The sequence below is a fragment of the Kocuria sp. KKT182 genome (assembly GCF_055635395.1).
In genome coordinates this window covers 1,875,539-1,900,747 of sequence record NZ_CM145757.1, presented here as the reverse complement: position 1 = coordinate 1,900,747, position 25,209 = coordinate 1,875,539, and the positions used below count along the sequence as shown (strand labels likewise).

At 73.0% G+C, this 25,209-nt stretch carries 26 protein-coding genes and 2 riboswitches; of the genes, 11 read left to right on the top strand and 15 right to left on the bottom strand.

What is annotated here, in order from left to right:
* Window positions 1-294: 294 nt before the first annotated feature.
* Window positions 295-1,362 carry a tartrate dehydrogenase gene (locus ACZ2G1_RS08780; protein WP_109242965.1) on the top strand — a complete coding sequence of 356 codons (1,068 nt, stop codon included), beginning with the start codon at window positions 295-297 and terminating at the stop codon, window positions 1,360-1,362.
* 69 nt (window positions 1,363-1,431) lie between these two features.
* Here the strand turns inward: ACZ2G1_RS08780 and ACZ2G1_RS08775 are convergent, their stop codons facing one another.
* The 8 genes from ACZ2G1_RS08775 to ACZ2G1_RS08740 form a co-directional block, all read right to left on the bottom strand.
* On the bottom strand, window positions 1,432-3,051 hold the full coding sequence (locus ACZ2G1_RS08775) for an SLC13 family permease (protein WP_109268521.1): 1,620 nt from the start codon (window positions 3,049-3,051) through the stop codon (window positions 1,432-1,434).
* A 79-nt stretch (window positions 3,052-3,130) separates the two neighbouring features.
* Window positions 3,131-3,853 carry a 2Fe-2S iron-sulfur cluster-binding protein gene (locus tag ACZ2G1_RS08770; RefSeq protein ID WP_017833855.1) on the bottom strand — a complete coding sequence of 241 codons (723 nt, stop codon included), beginning with the start codon at window positions 3,851-3,853 and terminating at the stop codon, window positions 3,131-3,133.
* Window positions 3,850-3,972, bottom strand: a complete 123-nt coding sequence (locus tag ACZ2G1_RS08765; RefSeq protein WP_336649597.1) for a hypothetical protein — start codon at window positions 3,970-3,972, stop codon at window positions 3,850-3,852. Before ACZ2G1_RS08765 ends, ACZ2G1_RS08770 begins: the two co-directional genes overlap by 4 nt.
* 5 nt (window positions 3,973-3,977) lie before the next feature.
* Window positions 3,978-4,736 carry a succinate dehydrogenase/fumarate reductase transmembrane subunit gene (locus ACZ2G1_RS08760; protein ID WP_229587216.1) on the bottom strand — a complete coding sequence of 253 codons (759 nt, stop codon included), beginning with the start codon at window positions 4,734-4,736 and terminating at the stop codon, window positions 3,978-3,980.
* Between the two features lie 207 nt (window positions 4,737-4,943).
* Entirely contained in the window at window positions 4,944-7,070 is a 2,127-nt protein-coding gene (locus tag ACZ2G1_RS08755) for an AMP-binding protein (RefSeq protein WP_136341140.1), read from the bottom strand.
* A gap of 59 nt (window positions 7,071-7,129) precedes the next feature.
* Window positions 7,130-7,951 carry an ABC transporter permease gene (locus ACZ2G1_RS08750; RefSeq protein WP_095649792.1) on the bottom strand — a complete coding sequence of 274 codons (822 nt, stop codon included), beginning with the start codon at window positions 7,949-7,951 and terminating at the stop codon, window positions 7,130-7,132.
* Window positions 7,948-8,991: an aliphatic sulfonate ABC transporter substrate-binding protein gene (locus tag ACZ2G1_RS08745; protein ID WP_017833860.1), complete on the bottom strand. Its 1,044-nt coding sequence runs from the start codon at window positions 8,989-8,991 to the stop codon at window positions 7,948-7,950. Before ACZ2G1_RS08745 ends, ACZ2G1_RS08750 begins: the two co-directional genes overlap by 4 nt.
* 95 nt (window positions 8,992-9,086) lie before the next feature.
* Entirely contained in the window at window positions 9,087-9,920 is an 834-nt protein-coding gene (locus ACZ2G1_RS08740; RefSeq protein ID WP_109243045.1) for an ABC transporter ATP-binding protein, read from the bottom strand.
* Window positions 9,921-9,925: 5 nt separating this feature from the next.
* Window positions 9,926-10,030: riboswitch (SAM riboswitch) on the bottom strand.
* Between the two features lie 107 nt (window positions 10,031-10,137).
* On the opposite strand from ACZ2G1_RS08740, the gene ACZ2G1_RS08735 reads away from it, so the two are divergent.
* The 3 genes from ACZ2G1_RS08735 (at window position 10,138) to ACZ2G1_RS08725 (ending at window position 13,119) form a co-directional block, all read left to right on the top strand.
* Window positions 10,138-10,815, top strand: a complete 678-nt coding sequence (locus ACZ2G1_RS08735) for a maleylpyruvate isomerase N-terminal domain-containing protein (protein ID WP_017833862.1) — start codon at window positions 10,138-10,140, stop codon at window positions 10,813-10,815.
* Between the two features lie 85 nt (window positions 10,816-10,900).
* Complete coding sequence (locus ACZ2G1_RS08730; protein WP_017833863.1) at window positions 10,901-11,365, top strand: CoA-binding protein; 465 nt, start codon at window positions 10,901-10,903, stop codon at window positions 11,363-11,365.
* A 142-nt stretch (window positions 11,366-11,507) separates the two neighbouring features.
* Window positions 11,508-11,622: riboswitch (SAM riboswitch) on the top strand.
* Between the two features lie 78 nt (window positions 11,623-11,700).
* On the top strand, window positions 11,701-13,119 hold the full coding sequence (locus ACZ2G1_RS08725) for an LLM class flavin-dependent oxidoreductase (RefSeq protein ID WP_017833864.1): 1,419 nt from the start codon (window positions 11,701-11,703) through the stop codon (window positions 13,117-13,119).
* Between the two features lie 93 nt (window positions 13,120-13,212).
* Here ACZ2G1_RS08725 and ACZ2G1_RS08720 read toward each other — a convergent pair whose 3' ends face one another.
* Window positions 13,213-14,343: a baeRF2 domain-containing protein gene (locus tag ACZ2G1_RS08720; RefSeq protein ID WP_017833865.1), complete on the bottom strand. Its 1,131-nt coding sequence runs from the start codon at window positions 14,341-14,343 to the stop codon at window positions 13,213-13,215.
* A gap of 160 nt (window positions 14,344-14,503) precedes the next feature.
* Here ACZ2G1_RS08720 and ACZ2G1_RS08715 point away from each other — a divergent pair, with 160 nt between their 5' ends.
* Window positions 14,504-14,722 (top strand): hypothetical protein, encoded by a 219-nt coding sequence (locus tag ACZ2G1_RS08715; protein ID WP_017833866.1) that lies wholly within the window; start codon window positions 14,504-14,506, stop codon window positions 14,720-14,722.
* Between the two features lie 39 nt (window positions 14,723-14,761).
* On the opposite strand, the gene ACZ2G1_RS08710 is transcribed toward ACZ2G1_RS08715, so the two are convergent.
* Window positions 14,762-15,073, bottom strand: a complete 312-nt coding sequence (locus ACZ2G1_RS08710) for an SDR family oxidoreductase (protein ID WP_323632581.1) — start codon at window positions 15,071-15,073, stop codon at window positions 14,762-14,764.
* A 153-nt stretch (window positions 15,074-15,226) separates the two neighbouring features.
* On the opposite strand from ACZ2G1_RS08710, the gene ACZ2G1_RS08705 reads away from it, so the two are divergent.
* From ACZ2G1_RS08705 to ACZ2G1_RS08690, 4 genes are all read left to right on the top strand, one after another.
* Window positions 15,227-16,045: a DUF4397 domain-containing protein gene (locus ACZ2G1_RS08705; protein WP_035927860.1), complete on the top strand. Its 819-nt coding sequence runs from the start codon at window positions 15,227-15,229 to the stop codon at window positions 16,043-16,045.
* 101 nt (window positions 16,046-16,146) lie between these two features.
* Window positions 16,147-16,833 (top strand): class F sortase, encoded by a 687-nt coding sequence (locus ACZ2G1_RS08700; RefSeq protein WP_017833869.1) that lies wholly within the window; start codon window positions 16,147-16,149, stop codon window positions 16,831-16,833.
* A 129-nt stretch (window positions 16,834-16,962) separates the two neighbouring features.
* Window positions 16,963-17,526 (top strand): RNA polymerase sigma factor, encoded by a 564-nt coding sequence (locus tag ACZ2G1_RS08695; RefSeq protein WP_035927855.1) that lies wholly within the window; start codon window positions 16,963-16,965, stop codon window positions 17,524-17,526.
* Window positions 17,510-18,343, top strand: a complete 834-nt coding sequence (locus tag ACZ2G1_RS08690; RefSeq protein WP_109221750.1) for an anti-sigma factor — start codon at window positions 17,510-17,512, stop codon at window positions 18,341-18,343. The genes ACZ2G1_RS08695 and ACZ2G1_RS08690 overlap by 17 nt, the downstream gene beginning before the upstream one ends.
* A gap of 16 nt (window positions 18,344-18,359) precedes the next feature.
* Here the strand turns inward: ACZ2G1_RS08690 and cls are convergent, their stop codons facing one another.
* The 5 genes from cls to purS form a co-directional block, all read right to left on the bottom strand.
* Window positions 18,360-19,853 (bottom strand): cardiolipin synthase, encoded by a 1,494-nt coding sequence (cls, locus tag ACZ2G1_RS08685; RefSeq protein ID WP_017833873.1) that lies wholly within the window; start codon window positions 19,851-19,853, stop codon window positions 18,360-18,362.
* A gap of 31 nt (window positions 19,854-19,884) precedes the next feature.
* Window positions 19,885-20,403, bottom strand: a complete 519-nt coding sequence (locus ACZ2G1_RS08680) for a GNAT family N-acetyltransferase (RefSeq protein WP_144835880.1) — start codon at window positions 20,401-20,403, stop codon at window positions 19,885-19,887.
* Window positions 20,404-20,496: 93 nt separating this feature from the next.
* A complete protein-coding gene (purL, locus tag ACZ2G1_RS08675; RefSeq protein ID WP_470377696.1) occupies window positions 20,497-22,794 on the bottom strand; it encodes a phosphoribosylformylglycinamidine synthase subunit PurL in 2,298 nt (765 codons plus the stop codon).
* Window positions 22,795-22,811: 17 nt separating this feature from the next.
* Window positions 22,812-23,606 (bottom strand): phosphoribosylformylglycinamidine synthase subunit PurQ, encoded by a 795-nt coding sequence (purQ, locus tag ACZ2G1_RS08670; RefSeq protein WP_272026188.1) that lies wholly within the window; start codon window positions 23,604-23,606, stop codon window positions 22,812-22,814.
* A 2-nt stretch (window positions 23,607-23,608) separates the two neighbouring features.
* Window positions 23,609-23,872: a phosphoribosylformylglycinamidine synthase subunit PurS gene (gene purS / locus ACZ2G1_RS08665; protein WP_031283211.1), complete on the bottom strand. Its 264-nt coding sequence runs from the start codon at window positions 23,870-23,872 to the stop codon at window positions 23,609-23,611.
* 188 nt (window positions 23,873-24,060) lie between these two features.
* Here purS and ACZ2G1_RS08660 point away from each other — a divergent pair, with 188 nt between their 5' ends.
* Both ACZ2G1_RS08660 and ACZ2G1_RS08655 read left to right on the top strand, forming a co-directional pair.
* On the top strand, window positions 24,061-24,609 hold the full coding sequence (locus ACZ2G1_RS08660) for a hypothetical protein (RefSeq protein WP_272026187.1): 549 nt from the start codon (window positions 24,061-24,063) through the stop codon (window positions 24,607-24,609).
* Window positions 24,606-25,205: a helix-turn-helix domain-containing protein gene (locus ACZ2G1_RS08655; RefSeq protein ID WP_109268512.1), complete on the top strand. Its 600-nt coding sequence runs from the start codon at window positions 24,606-24,608 to the stop codon at window positions 25,203-25,205. The genes ACZ2G1_RS08660 and ACZ2G1_RS08655 overlap by 4 nt, the downstream gene beginning before the upstream one ends.
* The last annotated feature ends 4 nt before the right edge of the window (window positions 25,206-25,209 follow it).

Sequence of the window (25,209 nt, the reverse complement as noted above, 5' to 3'; positions counted from 1 at the left end):
CGGGCGTCAGGAGGGTCCCGGCGGGGGTGCCGGGGGTGCGGTGCCCCATCGGTCCTGGCGGTAGCACCGTGCGGTCTGCGACGTCGACCACGGTTGCTGCGGCGTCGTCGGTCCAGGTCCCTCGGCCGCTCGGGATGGCTGCCTCCCATTGTGCTGCCCGGGGCCGCCCCGCGCCAACCGCCGGCCCGGGGCGGCGCCGCCCGCACCCCGGGCGGGCCGGCCGGGGCGCTATGATCTGCGCCATGCGCGGAAGGCGCCCGCCTTTCCCGCGCCCACGACGCTGCGGAGGACCTGGTGACGAGGACACGGCACTACACCATCGACGTGATCGCCGGTGACGGCATCGGCCAGGAGGTCATGCCGTCCGCGCTGCGCTGCGTCGACGCGCTGGCGCAGGCGCACGGCTTCACCGTCGACTGGCGCGAGCGGGGGTGGGGCTCCGACCACTACCGGGCCCACTCCCGGATGATGCCCGTCGACGGCATCGAGCAGCTCGCCTCCGGCGACGGCGTCCTGCTCGGGGCGGTGGGCGCCCCGGACATCCCCGACGACGTCACCCTGTGGGGCCTGCTGATCCCCATCCGCCGCGAGTTCCACCAGTACGTCAACCTCCGGCCGATCCGGATCCTCCCGGGCGTGACCTCGCCCCTGCGCGGGCTCGACGAGCTGGACCTCGTCGTCGTCCGCGAGAACATCGAGGGCGAGTACTCCGAGGTCGGCGGCCGGCTCTACCGCGGCCGGCCCGAGGAGATGGCCGTCCAGGAGTCCGTGTTCACCCGCGCCGGCGTCACCCGGATCGCCCGCTACGCCGCCGAGCTGGCCCAGCGCCGCACAGGCCGGCTGGTCTCGGCCACGAAGTCCAACGGCATCATCCACACCATGCCGTTCTGGGACGAGGTCGTGGAGGCCACGGTCGCCGAGTACCCGGGCGTGACGGTCGAGAAGGTCCTCATCGACGCGCTGGCCGCCCGGATGGTCCTCAAGCCGCGGAGCGTCGACGTGATCGTCGCCTCCAACCTCTTCGGCGACATCCTCTCCGACCTCGCCGCCGGGGCCGCCGGCTCGATCGGTGTCGCCCCCAGCGCGAACCTGAACCCGGAGAAGACCCACCCGTCCATGTTCGAGCCGGTGCACGGCTCCGCCCCCGACATCGCCGGACAGGGCATCGCCAACCCCGTGGGCACGATGTGGGCGGCAGCCATGATGCTGGACCACCTCGGGGAGACCGGGGCGGCCCGGCACCTGGAGTCCTCCTTCGAGCAGACCATGGCCGGCGGCACCCTGACCGGGGACCTCGGCGGGACGGCGAGCACGGAGCAGTTCACGCAGGCCGTGCTGGCCCGGTGCACCGACGCCCCCTGACGCAGGAGGTGGCACGACCAGGGGGGCCCGTGGACACCACGGGCCCCCCTGCGCCGGGACGAGGACGGGCTAGATCACCAGGCCCAGGGCGAAGGGCCCGATGAGCACGGTGAAGATCGTGATCAGGATGACGCCCACGATGTTGAGGACGATGCCGCCGCGCACCATCTCGGCGATCTTGACCTGGCCGGTGGCGAAGACGATGGCGTTGGGCGGGGTGCCCACGGGGAGCATGAACGCGCACGTGGCCGCCAGCGCCGCCGGGATGAGCAGCGTCATGGGGTCCACCCCGATGCCGACGGCGACGCCGCCCAGGATCGGGATGAACGTGGCCGCCGTGGCGGTGTTGGACGTGATCTCGGTCAGGAGCAGGACGATCGTGACCACCGCCGCGAGCAGCAGGACGATCGGCAGCGCGCCGAGCCCGGAGACCTGCGCGCCGAACCAGGCGTCCAGGCCCGTGCCGGCCACGGCCGCGGCGAGCGACAGGCCGCCGCCGAAGAGCAGGAGCACGCCCCACGGGAGGCCCTCCTCGGCGTCCTTCCACTCCAGGGTCATGTTGCCCTGCTTGTCGCCGGGGAGCAGGAAGAGCAGCACGCCGGCGCCGATGGCGACCACCGTGTCGTCGAAGAGGTCCAGCCAGGGCAGCTGCTCGCCGATGGTGCCGATGCCGGACAGCAGCCCCGGGACGATCCAGAAGAACGCGGCGATGACGAACACGGCCAGCACGGTCTTCTCGCCCTTGCTCATGGGCCCCAGGGCGGCGATCTCCTCGTTGATCAGCTCCTTGCCGCCGGGCACCTCCGCCAGGTTGAAGCGGAAGATGACGCGGGTGATGAGCAGCCAGGCGAGGCCGATGAAGACCACCACGATCGGCACGCCGAGCATCATCCACTGCGCGAAGCCCACGGTCCGGTCCAGCTCGTCGCTGATGTAGCCGGCCACGATGGCGTTGGGCGGGGATCCCAGCAGGGTGCCGAGGCCGCCGATGGTGGCGGCCCAGGCGATCGCCAGGACCAGGGCCACGCCGAACAGGCGCACGTCGCGATCGTCGATGACGTCGCTGATGGCCTTGCCGCCGCGGATGTCCTCGCCCATGGCCTCGGTCTCGGCCCGGGTGCCGGCGTTGCGGCTGTTCTCGACCACCAGGGTCAGCACGGACAGCCCGATCGGCAGCATCATCAGCGTGGTCGCGGTGTTGGAGACCCACATGGAGAGGAAGGCTGTGGAGATCATCAGGCCGAGGATGATCTGCCGCGGGTGGGTGCCCACCCGGCGCAGGGTCAGCAGCGCGATCCGGCGGTGCAGGTTCCACTTCTGCATCGCGATCGCGATCAGGAAGCCGCCGAGGAACAGGAACACGATCGGGTTGGCGTAGGGTGCGGTCGTCTCGGCCACGGTGAGCGCCGTGAGCACCGGGAAGAGCACGATGGGCAGCAGCGAGGTGATGGACAGCGGCACCGCCTCGGTCATCCACCAGACCGCCATCAGCGTGGCGACCGCACCCACCACCCGGGCGTCGGCCGAGACGTCCGCGCCGCCGAGCAGGAACCAGACCAGGAAGGCCAGCAGCAGGCCGAGGCCGCGGAAGAGCCAGGTCTTCGCCGCCGGGCGGGCAGGTTCGCGGTCGTCGGGCTCGTAGTCGAACTCGCCCTGCTCGGGGACGATCTTTCCGGGGCGCTCGCTCATGTGATCCACCTCATGGTCTCGGGGGCGTGCCCGAAAGGTAGCAGTCACGTCACCGGGCGGCAAGGCGCGCCGCGCCGGGTCATCCGGGGTCCGGGGCGTCCCTGCTCCGGCGCGGGAAACGGTTGCGCAGGTTCTCCTGCGCCACCGCGGAGAGGTTCTCGATCGGCAGCCCGGCCGGGCAGACCTCCACGCAGTCGCCGAGCAGGGAGCAGGGCCCGAACTGCTCCTCGGAGGCGTCGATCACCCGGGCGGAACGCTCGCGGCGCTCGGCGTCGTCCTTGGCCAGCGGCGGCAGCTCCCGCAGCATCGTGCCCACGAACAGCTGGCCGGACCCGTTGGGGCAGGACGCCACGCACGCCCCGCAGCTGATGCAGCCGCCGTTGGCCAGGGCCTTCATCGCCACCGGGAACTTGCCCGCCTTCGCCACGAGGCGCAGCGCCTTCTTGTCCACGGAGAGGTCCCGCTTGACCGGGAAGGACGCCGCCCGCAGCGGCTCGATGCGCACGCGGTCCCCGTCCCGGTAGGCCCCCAGGTGCTGCATACAGCTCGCGGCGTTGCGCTCGGGGCCGTGCGCCACGCCGTCGACCGTCACCCCGCACTTGCCGCAGACCCCTTCGCGGCAGCCGTCGTCGAAGACCACCGGGTCCTCGCCGGCGGCCTCCAGCTGCGCGTTGATCCGGTCGAGCAGCTCGAGCACGGTCATGTCCGGGCTCGCGTCCGGGACGTCGTAGGCCGTGAAGTCCCCGGGCTCCTCCGGGGAGGGCTGGCGCCACACGTCCACGGTCAGGGAGAAGGTGCTCACTCGCTCGGATCCTTGTCGTCTCGAAGAAAGTCGTCTCGAAAAAGGTCGTCCTGCAGGACGTCGTCCCGCAGCAGGGCGTCCCGCGGGAGGTCGTCCCGCAGGCGGGGAAGGGCGGCCACGGGGCTCAGCGCACCGCGCGGGTCAGCACGGCCACCGGGATCGTGGTGTTGCCGGCGGCCACCGCGGCGCCGAACGCGTTCGCGGCGATCCGCAGCCGCCGCTGGAAGCGCCGGTCACCGCCCACGCCCACGTCATTGGCGATCTCCGGGATGCCGTGCACCAGGTGGGCGGCCAGCGCCGCCATGGACAGGGCGTAGGCGGCGGCCACCGGCGGGCGGGAGAGGCTGGCCACGAGATTGGCGTGGGCGCTGCCGTGCTCGAAGTCCCGGGCCGCGGCGGGCCGGGCGCCCAGGGTCAGGTCGAGCACGTGGAAGAGGGTGAACAGCCCGAGCACGCCGCCCGTGCTGCGCATCGAGCGCTTCGCCACCGTCCACGGGGAGCGACGACGACCTCGCGGACGCCGGCCGGTGCGCGGCAGCAGCGTCCCGTTCGCCGCCCAGGACCGCGCGGTGAGCACCGCGGCGGCGCCCGTGTGGACCACGAGGCCGGCTGCGAGCACGCCGCGGGCCGCCCAGAGCACCGTGCCGCGCGGCAGCACGGGGGCGCCCGCCGTGCGGAGGAGCTCGGCGTAGGCGTCGAACTTCTGCGCGCCCTGGTAGACCTTCAGGTTCCCCAGCATGTGCACCAGCACGTAGCCCGAGAACAGGGCGCCGGAGGCGGCCATCGCGAGCTTGAGGTCGGTGTTCGGCAGGGCGGGCAGCAGCCCGTCCGGCGCGGAGCGGGCCGTGCCTGCGGGGCGGGGGGAGTCGTTCACGGCATTCATCCTAGGGGCGGTGCGAGCTGAGACGTCACAAGTCTCAACGTCCTTGCGGAGGGGGTCGCGGACCGTCACGGAGCCGCGCCGAGGGGTCGTTTCCCGCCTCCGCGGCGGCGCGAGGGGTCGTTTTCCGCCGGTGCGAGCAGCTCATTCCGACCGAAAGCGACCCCCCGCGGCCGGAGGAGCGCCGGAAGCGACCCCTCGCGGCGGGGGCTAGCGCCGTGCGGCCAGGACGTCGGCGATGCGCTCGAGGGACTCCTCGTTCTGCAGCGAGGACCGGTCACCGAGCGGGGCGCCCTCCCACAGCTGCGCGAGCAGCCGCCGGGTGATCTTCCCGGACCGGGTCTTCGGCAGGTCCGGGACCGCCACGACCGCCCGCGGCTTGGCGATCGGCCCGATCTCGTGCGCCACGTGCTCGCGCAGGGCCGCGGTCAGCTCCTCCGCCGGGACCCGGGCGGCCTCGGGGGTCAGCACCACGTAGGCGAGCACCGCGTGCCCGGTCAGCTCGTCGCGCACCGGCGCGGCACCGGCCTCCACCACCCACGGGTGGGTGACGAGCGCCGACTCGATCTCGATGGTGGACAGCCGGTGCCCGGAGACGTTGATGACGTCGTCGACCCGCCCCAGGATGTAGATGTCCCCCTCCTCGTCGTAGCGGGCGCCGTCCCCGGCGAGGAACCAGCCCTGCTCGGCGTAGGCCTGCCAGTAGGAGGAGAGGTAGCGCTGCGGGTCGCCCCACACGGTGCGGGCCATCGAGGGACCGGTCCGGTCCACCACCACGAAGCCCTGCACCCCGGGCGGGACCGTCTCCCCGGCCTCGTCGACCACGCGGGTGGAGATCCCCGGGACCGCCCGGGTCGCGCAGCCGGGCTTGAGCGCGGTGCGCGGGGCTCCGTCGTCGAACGTCCCCGGGGGCGCGAACTGGGGGTCGTGCGGCCGCGGGGACATCACGGTGGCGCCGGTCTCGGACTGCCACCACGTGTCCACGAACGGCACCTCGTCCCTGCCCAGCTGCGCGCGCAGCCAGCGCCAGGCCTCGGGGTTGATCGACTCGCCCACGGAGCCGAGCAGCCGGATCGAGTTGAGGTTGTAGAGCGGCGGGACGCCCTTCGGGAACGCGCCCATCAGGGAGCGGATCAGCGTGGGCGCCGTGTAGTAGGCGGTGACCCCGTAGCGCTCGACCACCTCGAAGTGCCGGCCCCAGTGCGGGGTGTTCGGGGTGCCCTCGTAGATCACCTCGGACACGCCGTTGACCAGCGGCCCGTAGATCTCGTAGGTGTGCGCGGTGACCCACGCGAGGTCCGCGGTGCACCAGTGGACGGTCGAGTCCACCTTCGCGGGGTCGTTGACGGTGGCCAGCTCGTCCGGGCGCAGCACGCCGTCCTCGTCCTCGACGTCGGGCAGCAGGTCGAACAGCAGCGCGTGGGTGTAGGCGGTCTGCACGAGGTAGCCGCCCATCGTGTGCACCAGGCCCTTGGGCCGTCCGGTGGTCCCGGAGGTGTAGATGATGAACAGCGGCGTCTCGGCGTCGAACGCCTCGGGCACGTGCACGTCGGACTGGTCGGCGACCAGCTCGTGCCACCACACGTCCCGCCCGCGCGTCCACGGGACCGCGTCCTCCTCCTTGGAGTGCGTCCCCCGGGTGCCCCGCGGCAGGTCCGTGCGCCCGGGCCGGGAGGTGCGGCGCACGACGACGACGTGCTCGACCGCGTTGTCACCGCTGCAGGCCTCGTCGGCCACGGCCTTCACGGGCACCACGGCGCCGCGCCGGTGCTGCCCGTCCGTGGTCACGAGGACCTTGGCGCCGGTGTCCTCGACGCGGAAGCGCAGCGCCTCGGCGGAGAACCCGCCGAAGACCAGGGAGTGCACCGCGCCGATGCGGGCGCAGGCCAGCGTGATGATGACGGTCTCCGGGATGACGGGGAGGTAGATCACCACCCGGTCGCCCTGCTCCACGCCCAGGGCGAGCAGGGCGTTGGCGGCGCGGGAGACCTCCCGCTGCAGGTCGGCGTAGGTGTAGACCAGCCGGTCCCCGGGCTCTCCCTCGAAGTACAGGGCCACGTGGGCGCCGCGGCCGGCCTCGACGTGGCGGTCCACGCAGTTGTGGGCCACGTTGAGCCTGCCGCCCTCGAACCACGCGATCTCCGGGACCGACCAGGTGGGGCCGCCCTGCTCGTCCGTCCCGAGCCGCCGCGGGGCCTCGAAGCGGTGCGCGGTGGTCCACGGCCGCGCCCAGTCGAGGCGCGACGCCTGCGCCTCCCAGAAGGCGATCCGGGCCTCTTCCGAGACCAGGGCGGGATTGGGGGTGGGGGAGGAGGGGTCGCTCCAGCTGAAGCTCACGGTGCTGCTGTCCTTTCCGGCCGGCACGGACGACGGTTCCACTGTGCCAGGCGCACGTGTCAGGCCCATTTCTTGGCGGCCCACTTCTCGAAGACTCCCAGCAGCGCGTCCGTCGCCTTGCCGAGCACCGCGAGCAGCACGATGGCGAGGAGCAGGCGGTCGGTGCGGCCGTTGTTCTGCGAGTCGGTGAGCAGCCAGCCCAGGCCCATGGAGGCGCCCAGCAGCTCGGCGGCCACGAGGAACAGCCACGCCTGGGCCAGGGCCAGGCGCAGCCCCGAGATGACCGACGGCATGACGGCCGGCAGCTGCACCGTGGTGAGCAGGCGCAGCCCGTGCAACCCGAACGCCCGCGCCGCCTCGATGAGGTTGCGGTCCACGTGCTGCAGGGCCGCGGAGACGGTGGTGTAGACCGGGAAGAACGCGCCGATGGCCACCAGCGTGACCTTGGAGTCCTCGCCGAGGCCGATCCACAGCAGCAGCAGCGGCACCCACGCCAGGGACGGCACCGCGCGGAACGCCCCGATCGTGGGGCCCACCAGTGTGGAGCCCCAGCGGGAGAGGCCGATGAAGGACCCGGCCACGAGGCCGAGCCCGGCGCCGATCAGGAAGCCGATCAGCACGCGCTGGGTCGAGATGCCCACGTGGGTCCACAGGTCCCCGCCGGCCAGCAGGCCGATCCCGGCCTCGAGCACCGCGAGCGGGGCCGGCAGCTGCACGGCGCTGAAGACGCCGGCGGTGGACAGCACGTGCCACAGCACCAGCAGCGCGGCGGGCAGCAGCAGGCCCAGCCCGGTGCGCAGCAGCGGCCGCCGCCGGGGGGCCGCGGCGGGGGCGTCCTCGAGACGCTGCGCCTCCTCGGCGGGGGCCAGGGGCTGCGTCACTGCCCGGCCCCGACCAGCTCGGCCGCGCGGGAGGCGTCGGCGTTCTCGGCGTAGGAGCTCTCCACGATGCTCCCGAGCGCCTCGTCGATCTGCTCCTGGCCGGCCACGTCGTCGGACTCCACGAAGATCGGCCCGACCTTCTCGAGGACCGCCAGCTGCTCGTCGCCCGGCACGTGGTCGATGTCCAGGTTGGTGCGCTCGAGCACCTTCTCGGCCACGGACAGCTCGATCCCGGCCGCCTCGGCGAGCAGCTGCGCGGTCTCCTCCGTGTTCTCCTGCGCCCACTGCCGGGCGTAGGCGTAGACGTCCACCACGGTCTGGGCGGCCTCGGGCTGCTCCTCGAGGAAGCTCTCGTGGGCGTTGAGGAAGCCGTAGGTGTTGAAGTCGACGTTGCGGTAGAACAGCTCCGCGCCGTTCTCCTCCGCGGCGGCCATGATCGGGTCGAGCCCGGACCAGGCGTCCACCTGGCCGTTCTCCAGGGCGGCGCGGCCGTCGGCGTGCTGCAGGTTCTGGATCGTGACGTCCCCGGCGTCCACCCCGGCCTCGTCGAGGGCCTGGAGCAGGAAGAAGTACGGGTCGGTGCCCTTGGTCGCGGCCACGGTGCGGCCCTCGAGGTCCGCGACCTCCTGCACCTCGCTGCCGGCGGTGGTGACCAGGGCGGACCACTCCGGCTGCGAGTAGAGGTCGATCACCCGGATCGGGGTGCCGTTGCTGCGGGCCAGCAGCGCCGCGGAGCCCGCGGTGGAGCCGATGTCCACCGCCTCCGCACGCAGCGCCTCGTTGGCCTTGTTCGACCCGGCGGACTGCACCCACTCCACCTCGATGCCCTCCTCGGCGAACGCGGTCTCGAGCCAGCCCTTCTCCTTGATCACCACGGAGAGCGGGTTGTAGGTGGCCCAGTCCACGCGGACGGTGCCGTCCCCGGCGGCCTCCGCGGGCGGCTCACCGGAGCCCTCACCGGCCATGCACCCGGTCAGGCCGAGGGCCAGGACGGCGGCGAGTGCGGGGACGGTGCGGACGGAGCGCTGGGGCAGGGGCATGGCGGAGCCTTTCGTGGTGGACGGACGGTGCCGGGCGGCGCGGGCGGGTGCCGCCGCTGGTCCGGGGAGGGGAGTCGGGGTGGGGGCGGGCCGCGTCAGCGGGTCGCGGGGTGGTGGGTGTCGACGCCGAGGTGGCCGAGGAGCTGCACGCGCAGCTCGGCGAGGACCTCGGAGGCCCGGTCCCGGGGGCGCTCGCCGGGGACGGCGAGGATCGTGCTGATCGAGGCCGGGGCGGTGGGCCCGGTCCGGCCCAGGACCACGATCCGGTCCGCGAGCTGCAGCGCCTCGTCGACGTCGTGGGTGACGAGCAGGACGGTGGTGGGCTGGGCCGCGTGGATCGTGAGCAGCAGGTCCTGCATCTTCAGGCGGGTCAGGGCGTCGAGCGCGCCGAAGGGCTCGTCGAGCAGCAGGACCCCGGGATTGCGGGCCAGGGCCCGGGCCAGGGACGCGCGCTGGGCCATGCCGCCGGAGATCGCGCGGGGACGGTGGCCGGCGTGCGCGGTGAGCCCCACCAGGCGCAGCAGGTCGTCGATCACGGCGTCCCCCTCGTCCCGGGGGAGTCCGCGGGGCAGGCCCAGGCGGACGTTCTCGCGCACCGAGCGCCACGGCAGCAGGCGGGGCTCCTGGAAGGCGACCGCGCAGCGCGGGTCGATGCCGGACACGGGGGTGCCGTCGATGAGCACCCGCCCGGCCGAGGCGGTGTCGAGCCCTGCCGCGGCCCGGAGGAGCGTGGACTTGCCGCACCCCGAGGGCCCCAGGACCGCCAGGACCTCGCCGGGCCGGGCCGTGACGTCGACGTCCTGCAGGACGTGGTGGGTCTCGCGGCCGGACGGGAAGGCCTTGCCGACGTGCTCGAAGGCCACGGAGAAGGCGCGCTTCGCGGTGCCCGGTGCGGTGGCCGGCGCAGAGCCCAGCAGGGAAGTGCTCATGATCAACTCCATCGGTCCTGGCATTAGCACCTCGCACGGAGGATCAGACGGATCCGTGCCGGTTGCTGCGACGTCGACGAGCCAGGTCTCTCAGCCGCTCCGGATGGTTACACCACCAATTGAACGTCCTCGGCGTGTTCCCTGGCAAATCCGTCGCATCCGTGGTGATCGCGACACATCGCTGGCACGGGAGCCCTCCGTGCCCCACCATGGACCCATGACGAGCCGCAGAAGCCCGGCCCGGGCGGACCTGGTGCGCGACGCCTGCGCGGCGTTCGGCGCGGTCCTCGACGGGCTCGGCGACGACGACTCCTGGGCCGCCACTGGCTGCCCGGGGTGGTCGGTCCGGGACCTCACCCACCACTGCGCGATGGACGCCCTGCGGGGGCTGGTCGCGCTGCATACGCCCACCACCGCCCGCCCCGACCGGGACGCCGCGACCTACTGGACCGACTGGGGCGGCGATCCCGCGGGGGCCGCCGAGGCCCGGCGCCACACCCGCGTGGCCGCGTCCATGGTCCTGGACTGGGAGCCGGTGCGCGCCCTCCACCGCGAGACCACCCGGGCGCTCGTGCACGCCGCGCAGCACTGCGGCGACGGCGCGGTCCGCACCCAGGGGCACGTGCTGCGCGTCGAGGACCTGCTGAGCACCCTCGCGGTGGAGGCCACGGTCCACCACCTGGACCTGATCCAGCACCTGGACGGCTCCCCGGGTCCCGCCGTGGACGGGCTCGCCGAGGTCCGCCGGGTCCTCACCGACCTGTGGGAGCGGGAACCGCTCGAGCACTGGAGCGACGAGCACTTCGCCCGCGTGGGCACCGGCCGGGCGGAGCTGACCGCCCAGGAGCGTGCGGAGCTGGGCGCGCACGCGGACCTCCTGCCGCTCTTCTCCTGACCCTCCCCCCTCCGCGAGGTCGCCGACACGTGCAATCCCGCGGAGGAAGAAGGAGGGGGAACGGGTTCCGTGCCAGGCTGGGGGCATGAGCCGCAACGACCCCGCCGTCATCGACCGCCTCATGACACGGCCCGGCCGGTGGGCCGTGGTGGGGCTGACCGGCAACACGGCCCGTCCGGCGCACTCGGTGGCGAAGCGGATCCGGGACGACCTCGGCATGACGATCGTCCCGGTCAACCCGAAGGGCGAGCCGGTGCACGGCGAGCCCGGCCACCGCACGCTCGCCGAGGTCCCGGGGCCGATCGACGTGGTGGACTGCTTCGTGAACTCCCGCCGCGTCGGCGCGGTGGTGGACCAGGCCATCGCCGTGGGCGCCGCCGCGGTGTGGCTGCAGCTGGGCGTCGTCGACGAGGACGCCGCCGCCCGGGCGGAGCGGGCCGGCCTCGACGTGGTCATGGACACCTGCCCCCTGATCGAGCTCCGGTCCCTGCTCCGGCGGGGCTGGACCCTGGACCCGGGCCGGACCCCGCCGCTCGCCCCGCCCGGCTGAACGACCCGGCTGAGCGACCCGGCGGAGCCGCCCGAACCGGGTGGGCGCAGGCCCGATGCGGGCCGGGACCGTCCCCGTGCGGCGGGACCGCACAGGGGTTGCACCCGGTCAGGGGCCACCCGCTAAGCTGTCCCCCGACGACGATGACGAGTCCCGACACGAAGCTCTGGCTGGTCGGGCGGCAACCCTCTCCCGTAGCGGGGTGCCCCAGATGAACATCGGGCCGCGGTGCACGTGCTCCGCGGCAAGTACGGCGCCCACCAGTGCGTCGGACCCGCGGGCAGGTCTCCACGACGCACGGGCGCGGGTCGGCATCGACCCGGGAGGAACACCCCATGAGCAAGCGCATCGCCCTGAACGCCTTCGACATGACCTGCGTGGGCCACCAGGCCCCCGGTCTGTGGAAGCACCCCCGCTCCCGGGCGGACGAGTACAACACGATCGAGTACTGGACGGACGTCGCCCAGGTCCTGGAGAAGGGGCTCTTCGACGCGCTGTTCCTCGCGGACGTCGTCGGGTACTACGACGTCTACCAGAACTCCGCGGCGCCGGTGATCCGGGACGCTACCCAGATCCCGGTCAACGACCCCTTCATGCAGATCTCCGCGATGGCGGCCGTGACGAAGCACCTCGGCTTCGGCGTGACGAGCGCGATCACCTACGAGCAGCCGTACCCGCTCGCCCGGAAGTTCGCGACCCTCGACCACCTCACGAAGGGCCGGATGGGCTTCAACGTGGTGACGTCCTACCTGAAGTCGGCCGCCGAGAACCACGGGCTGACGGAGCAGATCTCCCACGACGAGCGCTACGAGATCGCCGAGGAGTTCATGGAGGTCTGCTACAAGCTCTGGGAGGGCTCCTGGGAGGACGGCGCGGTCCGGCGCGACCGGGTCAACGGGGTCTTCGCCGACCCGGCGCTCGTCCACCCGATCCAGCACCACGGCAGGTACTTCGACGTCCCCGGCATCGGGCTGACCGAGCCGTCCCCGCAGCGCACGCCGCTGATCTTCCAGGCCGGGGCCTCCTCCCGCGGGCGGGCGTTCGCCGGCCGCCACGCGGAGGCGGTGTTCGTGGGCGGCATCCGCCCGGACCTGACCCGGGTGGTGACCGACAAGCTGCGCGACGAGGCGGAGGCCGGCGGCCGGAACCGGGACGACCTCAAGATCTTCGCCATGCTGCACGTGATCGTCGACGAGACCGACGCGAAGGCCGAGCAGAAGCGCCGCGACTACGAGCGGTACGCGGACACCGACGGCGCGCTGGGCCTCGTGGGCGGCTGGTCCGGGCTGGACCTGGGCCGCTACGACGAGAACGACGTCCTGGAGTACATCAAGACCGACTCGATCCAGTCCTTCCTGACCCCCTTCACCACGGCCGACCCGCACAAGAAGTGGACGATCAAGGAGGTCGCCAAGCACATCTCGATGGGCGGCATGGGCGTGCCGATCGTCGGGTCCCCGCAGACCGTGGCCGACGAGCTCGAGCGGTGGATCGACGAGGGCGGGCTGGACGGCATCAACCTCGCCTACCACGTGTCCCCGGGCTCGTTCGAGGACTTCGTGGAGTGGGTCGTGCCGGAGCTGCAGAAGCGCGGCCGCTACCGCACCGGCTACGAGGGCACCACGCTGCGCGAGAACCTCTACGGCAAGGGGCAGACCAAGGTGCTCGGCACCCACCCCGCCGCCGCGTTCCGGGGCGCCTACGCGGGCAGGCCCTCCGCCGCGGACACCCCCGCCCGCCAGCTGGCCCTCTGACCCCCGTCCCCTGACCCCGCGGCTCCGCCGGGAGCACGGGGCAGGGCACGGACGAGGGGCCCCCGCGTGCGGGGGCCCCTCGTCCGTGCCGGGTCAGGACGCCGGTGCGGCGCTCCAGCGCAGCAGGGCCGCGACGTCCGTGCCGTGGGGCAGCGCCCCCGGCGGCACGAAGACGGGGCGGCCGTCGGTCAGCACCGCGGCGCGCACCAGCGCGGCGTCGGCGGAGACCCGGCCCAGCACGCCGGCGCCCACGGCCTCCGACTCCTCCAGGGCGATCCACGGCTCGGCGTCCAGGGCGATGAGCTGCTGCTCCGTGTCCAGGTGGGTGTCGTCGATCAGCAGCGTCTCCGCCTGGGCCTGCTGCAGGGCGGAGACCACGGGCGCCATCCCCGAGACGGCGGTGGGGTCCGCGCGTCCCTGCTGCTCGGCGAGCCGCTCGAGCAGCGCCTGCTGGCGGTGCGCCACGACCTCCGCCACGCGCTCCTCGACCTGGTGGTCGAAGTCGGCGGACTTGCTGCCCTCCGCCCGGGTGTTGGCGTCCACGACGCTCAGCATCCCTCGGCTCGCCTTGGACAGCTGCTCCTCGACCAGGCCCCGGGCCCGCAGGTCCCCGGCCAGGACGACGAGCTGGGCCCCGCTCTCGGCCACGACCTTGTCGATCTGCTCGGCCACCTGCTCGGTGTTGCGCCGCCACACGTCCTCCGTGTGCCGCTGCCAGCGCCCCTGCGACCAGCCGCCCCCGGGGAACTTCTTCAGGTGCTCGGTCTCGCCCTCGATCTGCTGCTCGTCCGCGGCCCGGACGCGGCTGGCGTGCTGGAGGCAGATCTCGCCGCCGTCCCGGCCCACCTCGGCGACCACGTACGGGAAGTCGTCCGGGCGGTGCCGGAACAGGGGAGTGAGATCGGGGACGTCCTCCACCTGGACGACACCGCTGCCGGCCCGGGGCCCGGGGAGGACCTCGTCGATCTCCACGGTGCCTCCGCGCACCAGCAGGTACCGGCACACCGGGTCCGGCACGCCCTCGGCCGGGCGCACGGCGGCCTCCACCGCGGCGAGGTCGGCCTTGCTCGCACCCTGGCGCTCCAGCTCTCGGCAGATGTTCTCCGGAAGCACGTCGATGGCGTGCAGCGAGTCGACGGTGCCGGTGCTGATGTCCGTGTACACGGTGCACCAGGGGCCCTTGCTCTTGAACAGTTCGGCGTAGCGGTGGAATCGGCTCGTCATGATCGACAACTCCTGCTGTTGAGCGGTGCTTCCTGTGGTGCAGACCACGTTATCCGACCACCAGGGGGCTGGGAACAGACGGCCCGACGAGTAGGGTCGGAGGCACACGACCGGCCCCACGGCCGGTGGTCCCGCAGGTCCCACGACGCAGGAGGCAGTCATGAGCGACGTACCCGAGTACGACGAGGCCGACCGGCTCGAGCAGTCGATCGACGCCGATCAGCAGGATCTCGACGACCAGGACGAGGAGGCTCCGGTGCACGCGCCCGACCGCTCGGAGGCGTCCTCCCTCGAGGCGAACCCCGACGACCTCGTGGAGCAGGACCAGGAGGTCGTCCTCGACGAGCCGCAGGAGGTCTCCACGCTCGAGGAGGAGTGAGCCGCGCACCGCGCGGGGGCAAGGACCCCGCGCGGTGCGTCACACCGCGGACCAGCCGCCGTCCGAGGGCATGATCACGCCGTTGACGTTGGAGGCGTCGTCGCTCGCGAGGAAGGCGATGACGGCGGCGACCTGCTCTGCCGTGGCCGTGGCACCGGGGGCGACCGCGTTGGTGCGGATGCCGTCCGCGGCGTGCATGAGGGCGGTGCTCTTCGTCAGCCCGGCCACGGCGTGCTCGGAGGCGGTGTAGGCCGCGCCCGCGGCGGAGCCGCGCAGGGCCGCCTCGGAGGCCACGTTGACGATCGCGTCCCGTCCGGAGGCCCGGAGCAGCGGGATCGCCGCGCGGGCCACGGCGCCGCCCTCTTCATGGTGGTGCGGAACGGGCCCGGAAAAACTTCCCGGAAAAAATGTGACCTGCTGCATCCACGGAGGGGTCAACGGCGGTAGTACGGGTGCAAGGTCGATTCCGCTTCCGCCAGGGAGCCCGTTCAAGGAGCAGTTACCATGCGCAAGACCCTTTCCGCTGCAGCAGTCCTCGGCCTCGGTGCCGGTGCCCTCAGCATGAGCCCGGCGTTCGCCGCCGAGCACGCCGAGCTCTCCGTGCTCCACGGCGTCCCCGACACCGTCGTGGACGTCTACGTCAACGGTGAGCTCACCCTCGACGACTTCGAGCCGGGCACCCTGGCCGGCCCGCTGGAGCTGCCCGCCGGCAGCTACGACCTGGCCATCACGGCCCCCGACGCCGCCGACGCCTCGGAGCCGATCATCGGTCCCGTCACCGCCGACCTGCAGACCGGGATGAGCTACACGGCCGCGGCCCACCTCGACGCCGAGGGCAACCCCACGGCCGCCCTGTTCACCAACGACATGTCCGAGATCGAGGCCGGGAAGTCGCACCTGACCGTCCGGCACGTGGCCGCGGCCCCGGCCGTGGACGTCCTCGCGGGCGACCAGGCGATCATCACCGGGCTCGAGAACCCGAACGAGGAGACCCTCCCGGTCGACGCCGGCACGGTCTCGGCGTCCGTGGCCGCCGCGGGCACCACCGAGCCCGTCATCGGCCCCGCCGATCTCGAGCTCGCCGAGGGCACCCACAACATCGTGTACGCGTGGGGCTCCCTCGAGGCCGGGAACCTGGACCTCGCCGTCCAGACCCTGGAGGGCATGGAGCAGGCGCCCGAGGCCGTGCCGGGCGGCCAGTCCGGCCTCGCGGCCCAGGAGCAGCGCACGATGCTGACCGCCGGCCTCGCGGCCGCCGGTGCGCTCGGGCTGATCGGCGCGGCGTACGGTGCCCGCCGGGTGCTCGCGGGAAACCGCCGGTAGTGAGCGGTCCTGACAGGCACGGTCCGGGTGCGCGGCAGGCTGCGGCCCACCGCGCGCCCGGACCGACAACTCCCGGCACCCGTCGTCGTCGTCTGGCGGCGGTGGGTGCCGGGGCGGTCGCCTCGGTGTCCCTGCTCGCGGCAGCGGCCGTCACCGCTCTCCCGGAGAGCGGGGCCGTGCCGCCCGCGAACTCCCTGGCGGCGGGACCGTACCAGGGCGAGGAGGCGGTGCCGGCACTCGCCGGCCTCGACCGTCCGGTCTCCGCGGAGGCCCCGGCGCAGTCCGCCGCGGCACCCGCGGAGATCCCGGTCGCTCCCGCCACCCAGGCGCCCGCCGAGAAGGTCCCCGCCCCCGTGCGGGTGGTCGTGGACGGCTCCCCGATCGACATGCCGGTGGTCCCGGTGGGGGTCGAGGACAACGGGGCCATGACCATCCCGGACAACCACGTGGAGCTGGGCTGGTACCGGTACGGTCCGTCCCCCGGGGCGGACGAGGGCGCCGCGGTCGTCGCCGGCCACGTCGACACCCTCACCGAGGTCACGCCGATGGCGCAGCTCAAGGACGTGCCGGTCGGGGCGGAGGTCCGCGTGGAGCGCGCGGACGGGAGCGTCCAGCGCTACCGCACCGAGTCCGTCCAGCACGTGCACAAGAAGTCCCTCGCGGAGGCGGACCTGTTCCGCCGGACCGGCGAGCCGGTGCTCCACCTCGTGACGTGCGGCGGGGAGTGGCTCGAGGAGATCGGGGACTACGAGGACAACGTGGTGCTGCGGGCGGTCCCGGTGCCCTGAGCGGCGGAGGGAGGCGAGAGGCGCATGACCGGATGGCCGGTGTCCACTAGGCTGGGCAGGACTCGTGCGCCCGGGCACCGCCCGGCCGCCCGCGACCACGACCTCCGCCCCACGAGGAGTCCTTCCACGATGCCGCCGCCGCCCCCGGACTGGGGACCCGAGCTCGACGCCGCGTTCGCCGCGGGGGACGAGCAGGCGCTGAGTGCCGCGTACCGGCACTGCGCCGGGGTCATCCGGGGTCTCGCCCTCCGGGCGCTGCGCGACGACGCGGGTGCCGACGACGTGGTGCAGGAGGTCTTCATCCGGGCGTGGAAGTACCGGTCCGGCTACCGCCCCGAGCACTCCTCGGCCCCCGCCTGGCTCATCGGGATCGCGCGCAACTGCATCGCCGACGCCGCGAGGACCGCCGGCCGCGAGGCGGAGCGGCGCCAGGCGGACGCGGTGCGCACCGACCGGGAGCCGCGGCACGAGGAGTCGGACCTGCTGGTGGACCGGCTCGTGGTGCGGGCGGAGGTCGAGCGGCTCGGGCCCCCGAAGTCGACGATCATGGCGCTGGCGTTCTACGAGGAGCTCACGCACCAGCAGATCGCACAGCACCTGGACCTGCCCCTCGGCACGGTCAAGAGTCATCTGAGGCGCGGCCTCACGAACCTACGAACACGATTGGGAGACGGTCATGGCACACCTGAGTGAGGAGTCGCTGACGCTCCTGGCTCTGGGTGAGGCCCTCGACCCCCAGAGCCGGGAGCACGTCGCCTCCTGCGCGGACTGCACGGCCGAGCTCGCGTCCCTGCAGCGCGTCGTGCACGCCGGCCGGGCCGAGGCGCCCGCCGTGACGGCGCCCGGCCCCGGGGTCTGGGCTGCGATCCACGCCGAGCTGGGCCTCTCCGACGAGGTCGCGGCGGATCCGCTCGCCGGCACCCGGGACGGCGCCCGCGGCGACACCGCCGCCGAGGACAGCGCCGGCACCGTCGGTGCCCCCACGGGCTCCGCGGCCGGCCCGCGGGGCGACGACGGCGCAGGGCGCGGCGGGGCGACCGTCGTCGACCTCGACGCCCGCCGGCGCAGGCCCCGGCGCGGGGTGCCGTACCCCCTGGCCGCCGCCGCGGCCGCCGCGGCGCTGCTCGTGGGCGGCGTCTCGGTCTGGGGCGCGCAGCGCCTGGGCCTTGAGCCGGACCCCACGGTGCTGGCCACGGCGGAGCTCGAGCCCCTCGCCGGCTACACCGCCCGCGGCTCGGCGGAGGTGGACGAGCGCCCGGACGGGACCCGTCAGCTGGTGGTGCGGACCGACCCCGCCGACGTGGACGGGTTCAAGGAGGTCTGGCTGCTCGCCCCCGACGCGCAGCGGATGGTCAGCCTCGGCGTGATGGCAGGGGACGAGGCCGTGTTCGTGCTGCCCGAGAACCTGGACGTCGGCGAGTTCCCGGTCGTGGACGTCTCGAACGAGCCGATCGACGGCGACCCGACGCACTCGGGGGACTCGATCGTGCGCGGCGTCCTGGAGGTCTGAGCGGGGGCTCGGCCCCTCAGAGCAGGGCCGAGGTCAGCCGGGCCACGTTGTCGGCGTACTTGTGCCACAGCGGCCGCCGGTTCCACGCGTCGAAGTCCAGCAGGGTGCTGGCCTCGAGGAACTCGGCGACCACCGCGTCCATCCGCCGCCGGAAGTCCCGGTCCGCGATGAACACGGAGACCTCGAGGTCCAGGGCGAACGAGCGCTCGTCCATGTTGGACGAGCCGATCACGGAGACGTAGTCGTCCACGAGCACGAACTTGGCGTGCAGCACGGTGGGGGAGCGGTACCGGTAGATCTTCACGCCGGCCTCGACGAGCTCCTGGTAGTAGGAGTTCTGGGCGTGGTAGGCCAGGAAGTGGTCCGAGGTCTCGCCCACGAACAGCCGCACGTCCACCCCGGACTGCGCCTCGGTGGTCAGCGCGTGCATCAGCGACTCGTCCGGGACGAAGTACGGGCTGGCGATGACGATCTGCTCGTTGGCGTTGTAGATCAGATGGTTGAACAGGCGCAGGTTGTTCTCCGTCTCGAACCCGGGGCCGGAGGGCACGACCTGGGCGAAGACCGGCCCCTGGGTGTCCGGGAGGTCGCGGGCGGCCTCGTCGAGCAGGAGGTCGCCGGTCTCGGAGTACCAGTCGCTCGTGAACAGGGCGTTGAGCTCGGCGACCACGGGACCGGTGCACTCGAGCATCAGGTCCTTCCACTCGAGCCCCTTCCGGCGGTTCCGGCGCTTGTTGTAGGAGCGGTGGATGATGTTCTGCGAACCCGTGTAGGCCAGGGAGCCGTCGACCACGAGGATCTTGCGGTGGTTGCGCAGGTCGGGCCGCTGCCACTCGCCCTTCCACGGCCGGACGGGCAGCATGCGCTGCCACGGCAGCCCGGCCTCGTCGAAGCGCTTGATCATCCCCCGGTACCCCGGGTAGCCCACGGAGCCGAGGTGGTCGATGAGCACCCGCACCCGCACCCCCCGCCGGTGGGCGCGCACCAGGGACTCCAGGAGGGGACGCGAGGCGTCGTCGATGGCCACGATGTAGAACTCGAAGTGGACGTAGTCCCGGGCCCGGTCCACGGCGTCCGCCATGATCCGCATCGCCTCGTGGTTGTCGGTGAGGATCTCGAAGGAGTTGCCGCCGACCATGGGCAGGGCGCCGAGCTTGTAGTTCAGGGCCGCGGTGGAGGCCACCCACTCGGGCAGCTCCTCGTCCGTGTTGCCCAGGATGTGGAGGTCCGGGGTGTTCTCGCGGATGACGTCGTTCATCTTCGCCTGCATCGCCATCCGCTTCTTCGGCAGCTTGGCGGAGCCGATGGCCAGGAACAGCAGGATCCCCACGTAGGGCAGCAGGAAGATCGCGAGCAGCCAGGCCAGGGCCACGGAGGGCCGCCGGTTGTGCGGGATCCAGCCCAGGGCCACCAGGTTGATGAGCAGCCCCAGCACCAGCACCACGATCGTCGCGGTCTCCGGGAGGAGGTGCGCGGGGATGCCGCTGAAGGGGAACAGGGCCGGGATCACCTCGCCAGTCTAGGTTCCGGCGCCGCGCGGTCTACGCGGGGCGCGGCAGGACGTAGTCGGTCTCCGGGCCGGGGGTCTCGCGGTGGACGAAGCCCGCGGCGACGAGCACCTGCGCGGCCGGCGCGTTGTCCCCGGGCACGCTGGCGCGCACCCCGGTGACCGCGGGGTCCGCGAACGCGACGCCGAGCAGCGCGGTGATGCCCTCCTGCGCGTAGCCCAGGTTCCGGCGGTTCGCGGCGAGGGAACCCACGATCTCGAGCTCGTCGTCGATCGGCGGGCCCACGAAGCCGGCCGTGCCGACGATCTCGCCGGTCGACTTCTCCACGACGGCCATCCGCGCGTACACGGACTCCGTGAAGAAGTAGCCCCCGGCCATGAGGGACTCGCGGGCGAAGTCCATGTCCTCGGCGGTCGGGAAGCCGTGGGCGAAGTGGGCGCCGTGCTCGCCGGCCGCCACGGCGTCGAGCTCCTCGGCGGTGAAGGGGCGGAGCAGGAGCCGTTCCGTCTCCAGGACGGGTGCGGGGCGCTGGGCCTCGAGGTCCTCAGTCATGCTGGTGCTGCTTTCTGCGGGTCCGGGTGCCGAGGGTGGACTGGGTGGATCCGTGGAGCGGGGTGCCGGGGGCGGGGATCCGCCCCCGGCGGATCAGCCGAAGTGCTTCGGCAGCGTGCCCTCGTGCGCGGTGCGGAGCTCGTCCAGGCCGATGCCGAACTCGCTCTGCACGTCCAGCGCGCGGTTCTCGGTGTCCACCACGCCGATCCGCGTGTGCGGATAGGCGCGCATGGTGCACATGTCCTTGAACCGTACTTCTTCGCTGCGCGGCACGGCCACCACGGCCCGTCCCTGGGTCTCGGAGAAGAGCATGGTGAACAGGTCCACGCCGTCGCGCTCGCACACCTCGCCCAGCCCGATGCGCGCACCGGTGTCGAAGCGCAGCGCCATCTCGGCGAGGGTCGCCGCGAGGCCGCCCTCGGCGACGTCGTGCGCGGCGTCGATCATGCCGTCGCGGGACATGTTGATCAGCAGGTCGCCGAGCAGCTTCTCCTGGGCGAGGTCCACGGCCGGGGGGAGCCCGCCGAGGTGCCCGCGCAGGTTCGCCCACTCGGAGCCGTCCAGCTCGTCCCGGGTGGTCCCGAGCAGGTAGATCGCCTGGCCGTCCTCGCGCCAGCCCGACGGCGTGCGCCGCCGGACGTCGTCGAGCACGCCCAGCATCGCCACCACGGGCGTCGGGTGGATGGCCACGCCGCCGGTCTGGTTGTAGAGGGAGACGTTGCCGCCCGTCACGGGCACCCCCAGCTGCTGGCAGCCGTCGGCGAGCCCGCGCACGGCCTCGGCGAACTGCCACATGGTCTCCGGGTCCTCGGGGGAGCCGAAGTTCAGGCAGTCGGAGACGGCCGCGGGGCGGGCGCCGGCGGTGGCCACGTTGCGGTAGGCCTCGGCCAGGGCCAGCTGCGCGCCGGCGTACGGGTCCAGGTAGGCGTAGCGGCCGTTGCAGTCGGTGGACAGGGCCACGCCGAGGCCGGTCTCCTCGTCCACGCGGACCACCCCGGCGTCGTCGGGCATCGCCATGGCGGTGTTGCCCTGCACGTAGCGGTCGTACTGGTCGGTGACCCAGTCCTTGGCGCAGAGGTTCGGGGAGGCCATGAGCTCGAGGACGGCGTGCTTGAGCTCCGCGCCCGAGGGCCGCCCGGCGTCGGCCGGGGATCCGGCGAAGCGGTCGGCCTGGAGCCGGTCCTGGTCCGCGGGCCGGGTGTAGGGCCGGTCGTAGACGGGGCCCTCGTGGGCGACGGTGCGGGGGTCGACGTCGACGATGACCTCGTCGTCCCACTCGATCACGAGCCGGCCGGTGCCGGTGACCTCGCCGATCCAGGAGTGCTCGACGTCCCACTTGTCCATCACGGCCTCGAAGGCGGCGACCTTCTCGGGGGTCACGACCGCCATCATGCGCTCCTGGGACTCCGACATGAGGATCTCGCCCGGGGTCAGGGTGGGGTCGCGCAGGAGCACCTGGGTCAGGTCCACGTGCATGCCGCCCTCCCCGTTGGAGGCCAGCTCCGAGGTGGCGCACGAGATGCCCGCGGCCCCCAGGTCCTGGATGCCCTCCACGAGGGAGCCCTTGAACAGCTCGAGGCAGCACTCGATGAGCACCTTCTCCGCGAACGGGTCGCCGACCTGGACGGCCGGCCGCTTGGACGGCTTGGCGTCGTCGAAGGACTCCGAGGCGAGCACGGAGGCGCCCCCGATGCCGTCGCCGCCGGTGCGGGCGCCGAACAGCACCACCCTGTTGCCCACGCCGGAGGCGTTGGCGAGGCGGATGTCCTCGTGGCGCATCACGCCCACGGCGAGCGCGTTGACGAGCGGGTTGCCCTGGTAGCAGGAGTCGAAGACGACCTCCCCGCCCACGTTGGGCAGGCCCAGGGAGTTGCCGTAGCCGCCCACGCCCGCCACCACGCCGTGCACCACGCGGGCGGTGTCCGGGTGGTCGATCGCCCCGAAGCGCAGCGGGTCCATGACGGCCACGGGCCGGGCGCCCATCGAGATGATGTCGCGCACGATCCCGCCGACGCCCGTGGCGGCGCCCTGGTAGGGCTCCACGTAGGACGGGTGGTTGTGGGACTCGATCTTGAAGGTCACGGCCCAGCCGTCCCCGAGGTCGGTGACGCCGGCGTTCTCGCCGATGCCCACCAGCAGGTCCTTCTTCATCTCCTCGGTGACCTTCTCGCCGAACTGGCGCAGGTGGACCTTGGAGGACTTGTAGGAGCAGTGCTCGGACCACATGACCGAGTACATGGCGAGCTCCGCGGCGGTGGGCCGGCGGCCGAGGATCTTCTTGATCTCCTCGAACTCGTTGTCCTTGAGGCCCAGCTCGGCCCAGGGCAGCTCGGTGTCGGGGGTGGCCGTCGCGTGCTCGACGGTGTCCAGGTTGAAGTGCTTGTCGCTCATGGAGTGCTCGGTGTCCCTTACTTGACCAGTGCCTTGAGGGCGGAGACGAACAGGCCCAGCCCGTCCGTGCCGTCGCGCATGCCGACCTCGCCGGAGGCCGAGGAGTCCGCGCCGAAGCCCGGCTCGACCGCGTGCTCGGGGTGCGGCATGAGGCCCACCACGTTGCCGCCGGCGTTGCAGATCCCGGCGATGTCCCGCCGGGACCCGTTGGGGTTGCCCTCGACGTAGCGGAAGACCACGCGGCCCTCGGCCTCGAGGGCGTCGAGGGTCCGCTCGTCCGCCACGTACTGGCCGTCCTGGTTCTTGAGCGGGACCACGATCTCCTGGCCCTGCTCGAACTCGGTGGTCCACACGGTCGTGCTGTTCTCCACGCGCAGGCGCTGGTCCCGGCACAGGAACTTCAGGCGCTCGTTCTTGATCATGGAACCCGGCAGCAGGTGCGACTCGGTGAGCATCTGGAAGCCGTTGCAGATCCCGAGGACCGGCAGCGGGGCGGACCCGGAGGTGCCCGCGGCGTTCGCGCCGTCGATGATCGGCGCCATGATGGGGGCGAACCGGGCGATGGCCCCGGCGCGCAGGTAGTCGCCGTAGGAGAAGCCGCCGGGCAGGATCACGGCGTCGACGCCCTGCAGGTCCTCGTCGGCGTACCAGAGGGGGACGGGGGTGCCGCCGGCCAGCGTCACGGCGCGCGCCGCGTCGCGGTCGTCGAGGGTGCCGGGGAAGGTCACGACGCCGACGCGCGCGCCGGCGAGCCCAGCGTCCGGCGCGGGGCCGGAGAGATCCGCGATGAGGGGGGTCTCGAGACCGGCCATGCTCAGTTCTCCTCGGTCTCGTCGAGCACGGCCACGCGCACGACGTCCTCGATGACGGGGTTGGAGAGCAGCTTCTCCGCGGCCTCGCGGGCCTGGGCCAGCGCGTCCTCGGTGGCCTCGCCGTCGACGGTCAGCTCGAAGCGCTTGCCCTGCCGGACACCGGCGAAGCCGTCCAGGCCGATGCGGGGCAGTTCGTTGGCGATCGCCTTCCCCTGCGGGTCGAGGATCTCGGGCTTGGGCATGACGTCGACAACAATGCGGGCCATCGGGGAACTCCTGAGGGTCGAGCAGCGGGCCGGGATCCGGCGAACGTCAGCCATTCTATCGGCTCGGGCACGCCGGTCGTGCCGGGCCCGGACCGCCCGCCGGGTGTGGTAGGGGTCACCTGCCGGCAGGCCGCCCGGGCGGTGGGCCCCCGGGATTCTCCAAGGCGTGTCCGGTAGACCGTGGTGCCATGAGCACCGCACCGCAGACCGCAGGGGCCCGCACCGACGACGCACGCCTGGTCTCGGTCTACCGCCGGGTCCTGACCCTGCTGGGGATCGGCACGGTTCTCGGCGCCCTGACCGAGCTGGCGATGCTGCGGCACTGGCAGGGACCCGGCCAGCTGGTGCCTTGGGCGGTGCTGGCCGTGCTGCTGCTCGGGGCCGTGGCGTGGCTGGTGCGGCGCACCACCGGGACGGCCCGCACCGTGCGGGTCGCCGCGGTCGTCTCCGTGCTCGGCAGCGCCTACGGCGTCTACGAGCACGTCCTGGCGAACCTGCGGGCCGGACCGCTGGACCCGCGGTACGCCGAGGCCTGGGACGCGATGTCGGGCGCGGCCCGGCTGTGGGCGGCGACCAGCGGGGCCGTCGGGCCGTCCCCCGTGCTCGTGCCCGGCACGATGGGCCTGGCGGGGGTGCTGCTGTGGCTCGCCGTCCTCCGCTGGCGGCGCGGGACGGACCGAGCCCGGTCCGCCGCCGGCGGAGGGGAACGGGGCGGTGCTGGAACAATGGGCCCATGACCCAGCACCCAGCGACGACCACCCCCGGACTCAGCGGCCGGGAGGCCGAGCGGCTCGCGGACGCCCTCGAGGCCCGGGACGTGACGGTCTTCGTGGACGGCACCTCCCTGCGCCTGCCGGAGGGGGCGCGCGACGCCGTCGTGGACCTCCTCTCCCGGATGACCCGCGGGGAGACCGTCACGGTGACGTCCGCCGCGGAGCCGCCGGCGGACCCCGGGGACCTGCTGACCACCTCGCAGGCGGCCGCGCTCGCGGGGATCTCGGCCACCTATCTGCGCAACCTCACCACGGAGGGCGTCCTCCCCGTGCAGTACCGGGGCAGCCACCGCCGGATCCGGCGCGCGGACGTCCAGGCCTGGCTCGCCCGCCACGGCGAGGACGGGGCCGCCCCCGACTCCCCGGAGGACCTGCTGACCACCTCGCAGGCGGCCGCGCTCGCCGGGATCTCGGCCACCTATCTGCGCAACCTCACCACCGAGGGCGCCCTGCCCGTGCAGTACCGGGGCAGCCACCGCCGCATCCGGCGCTCGGACGTCCAGGCCTGGCTCGCGGGGCGGCAGCGGCGCGACGACGACGGCGCGCCCGCGCCGCACTGACCCC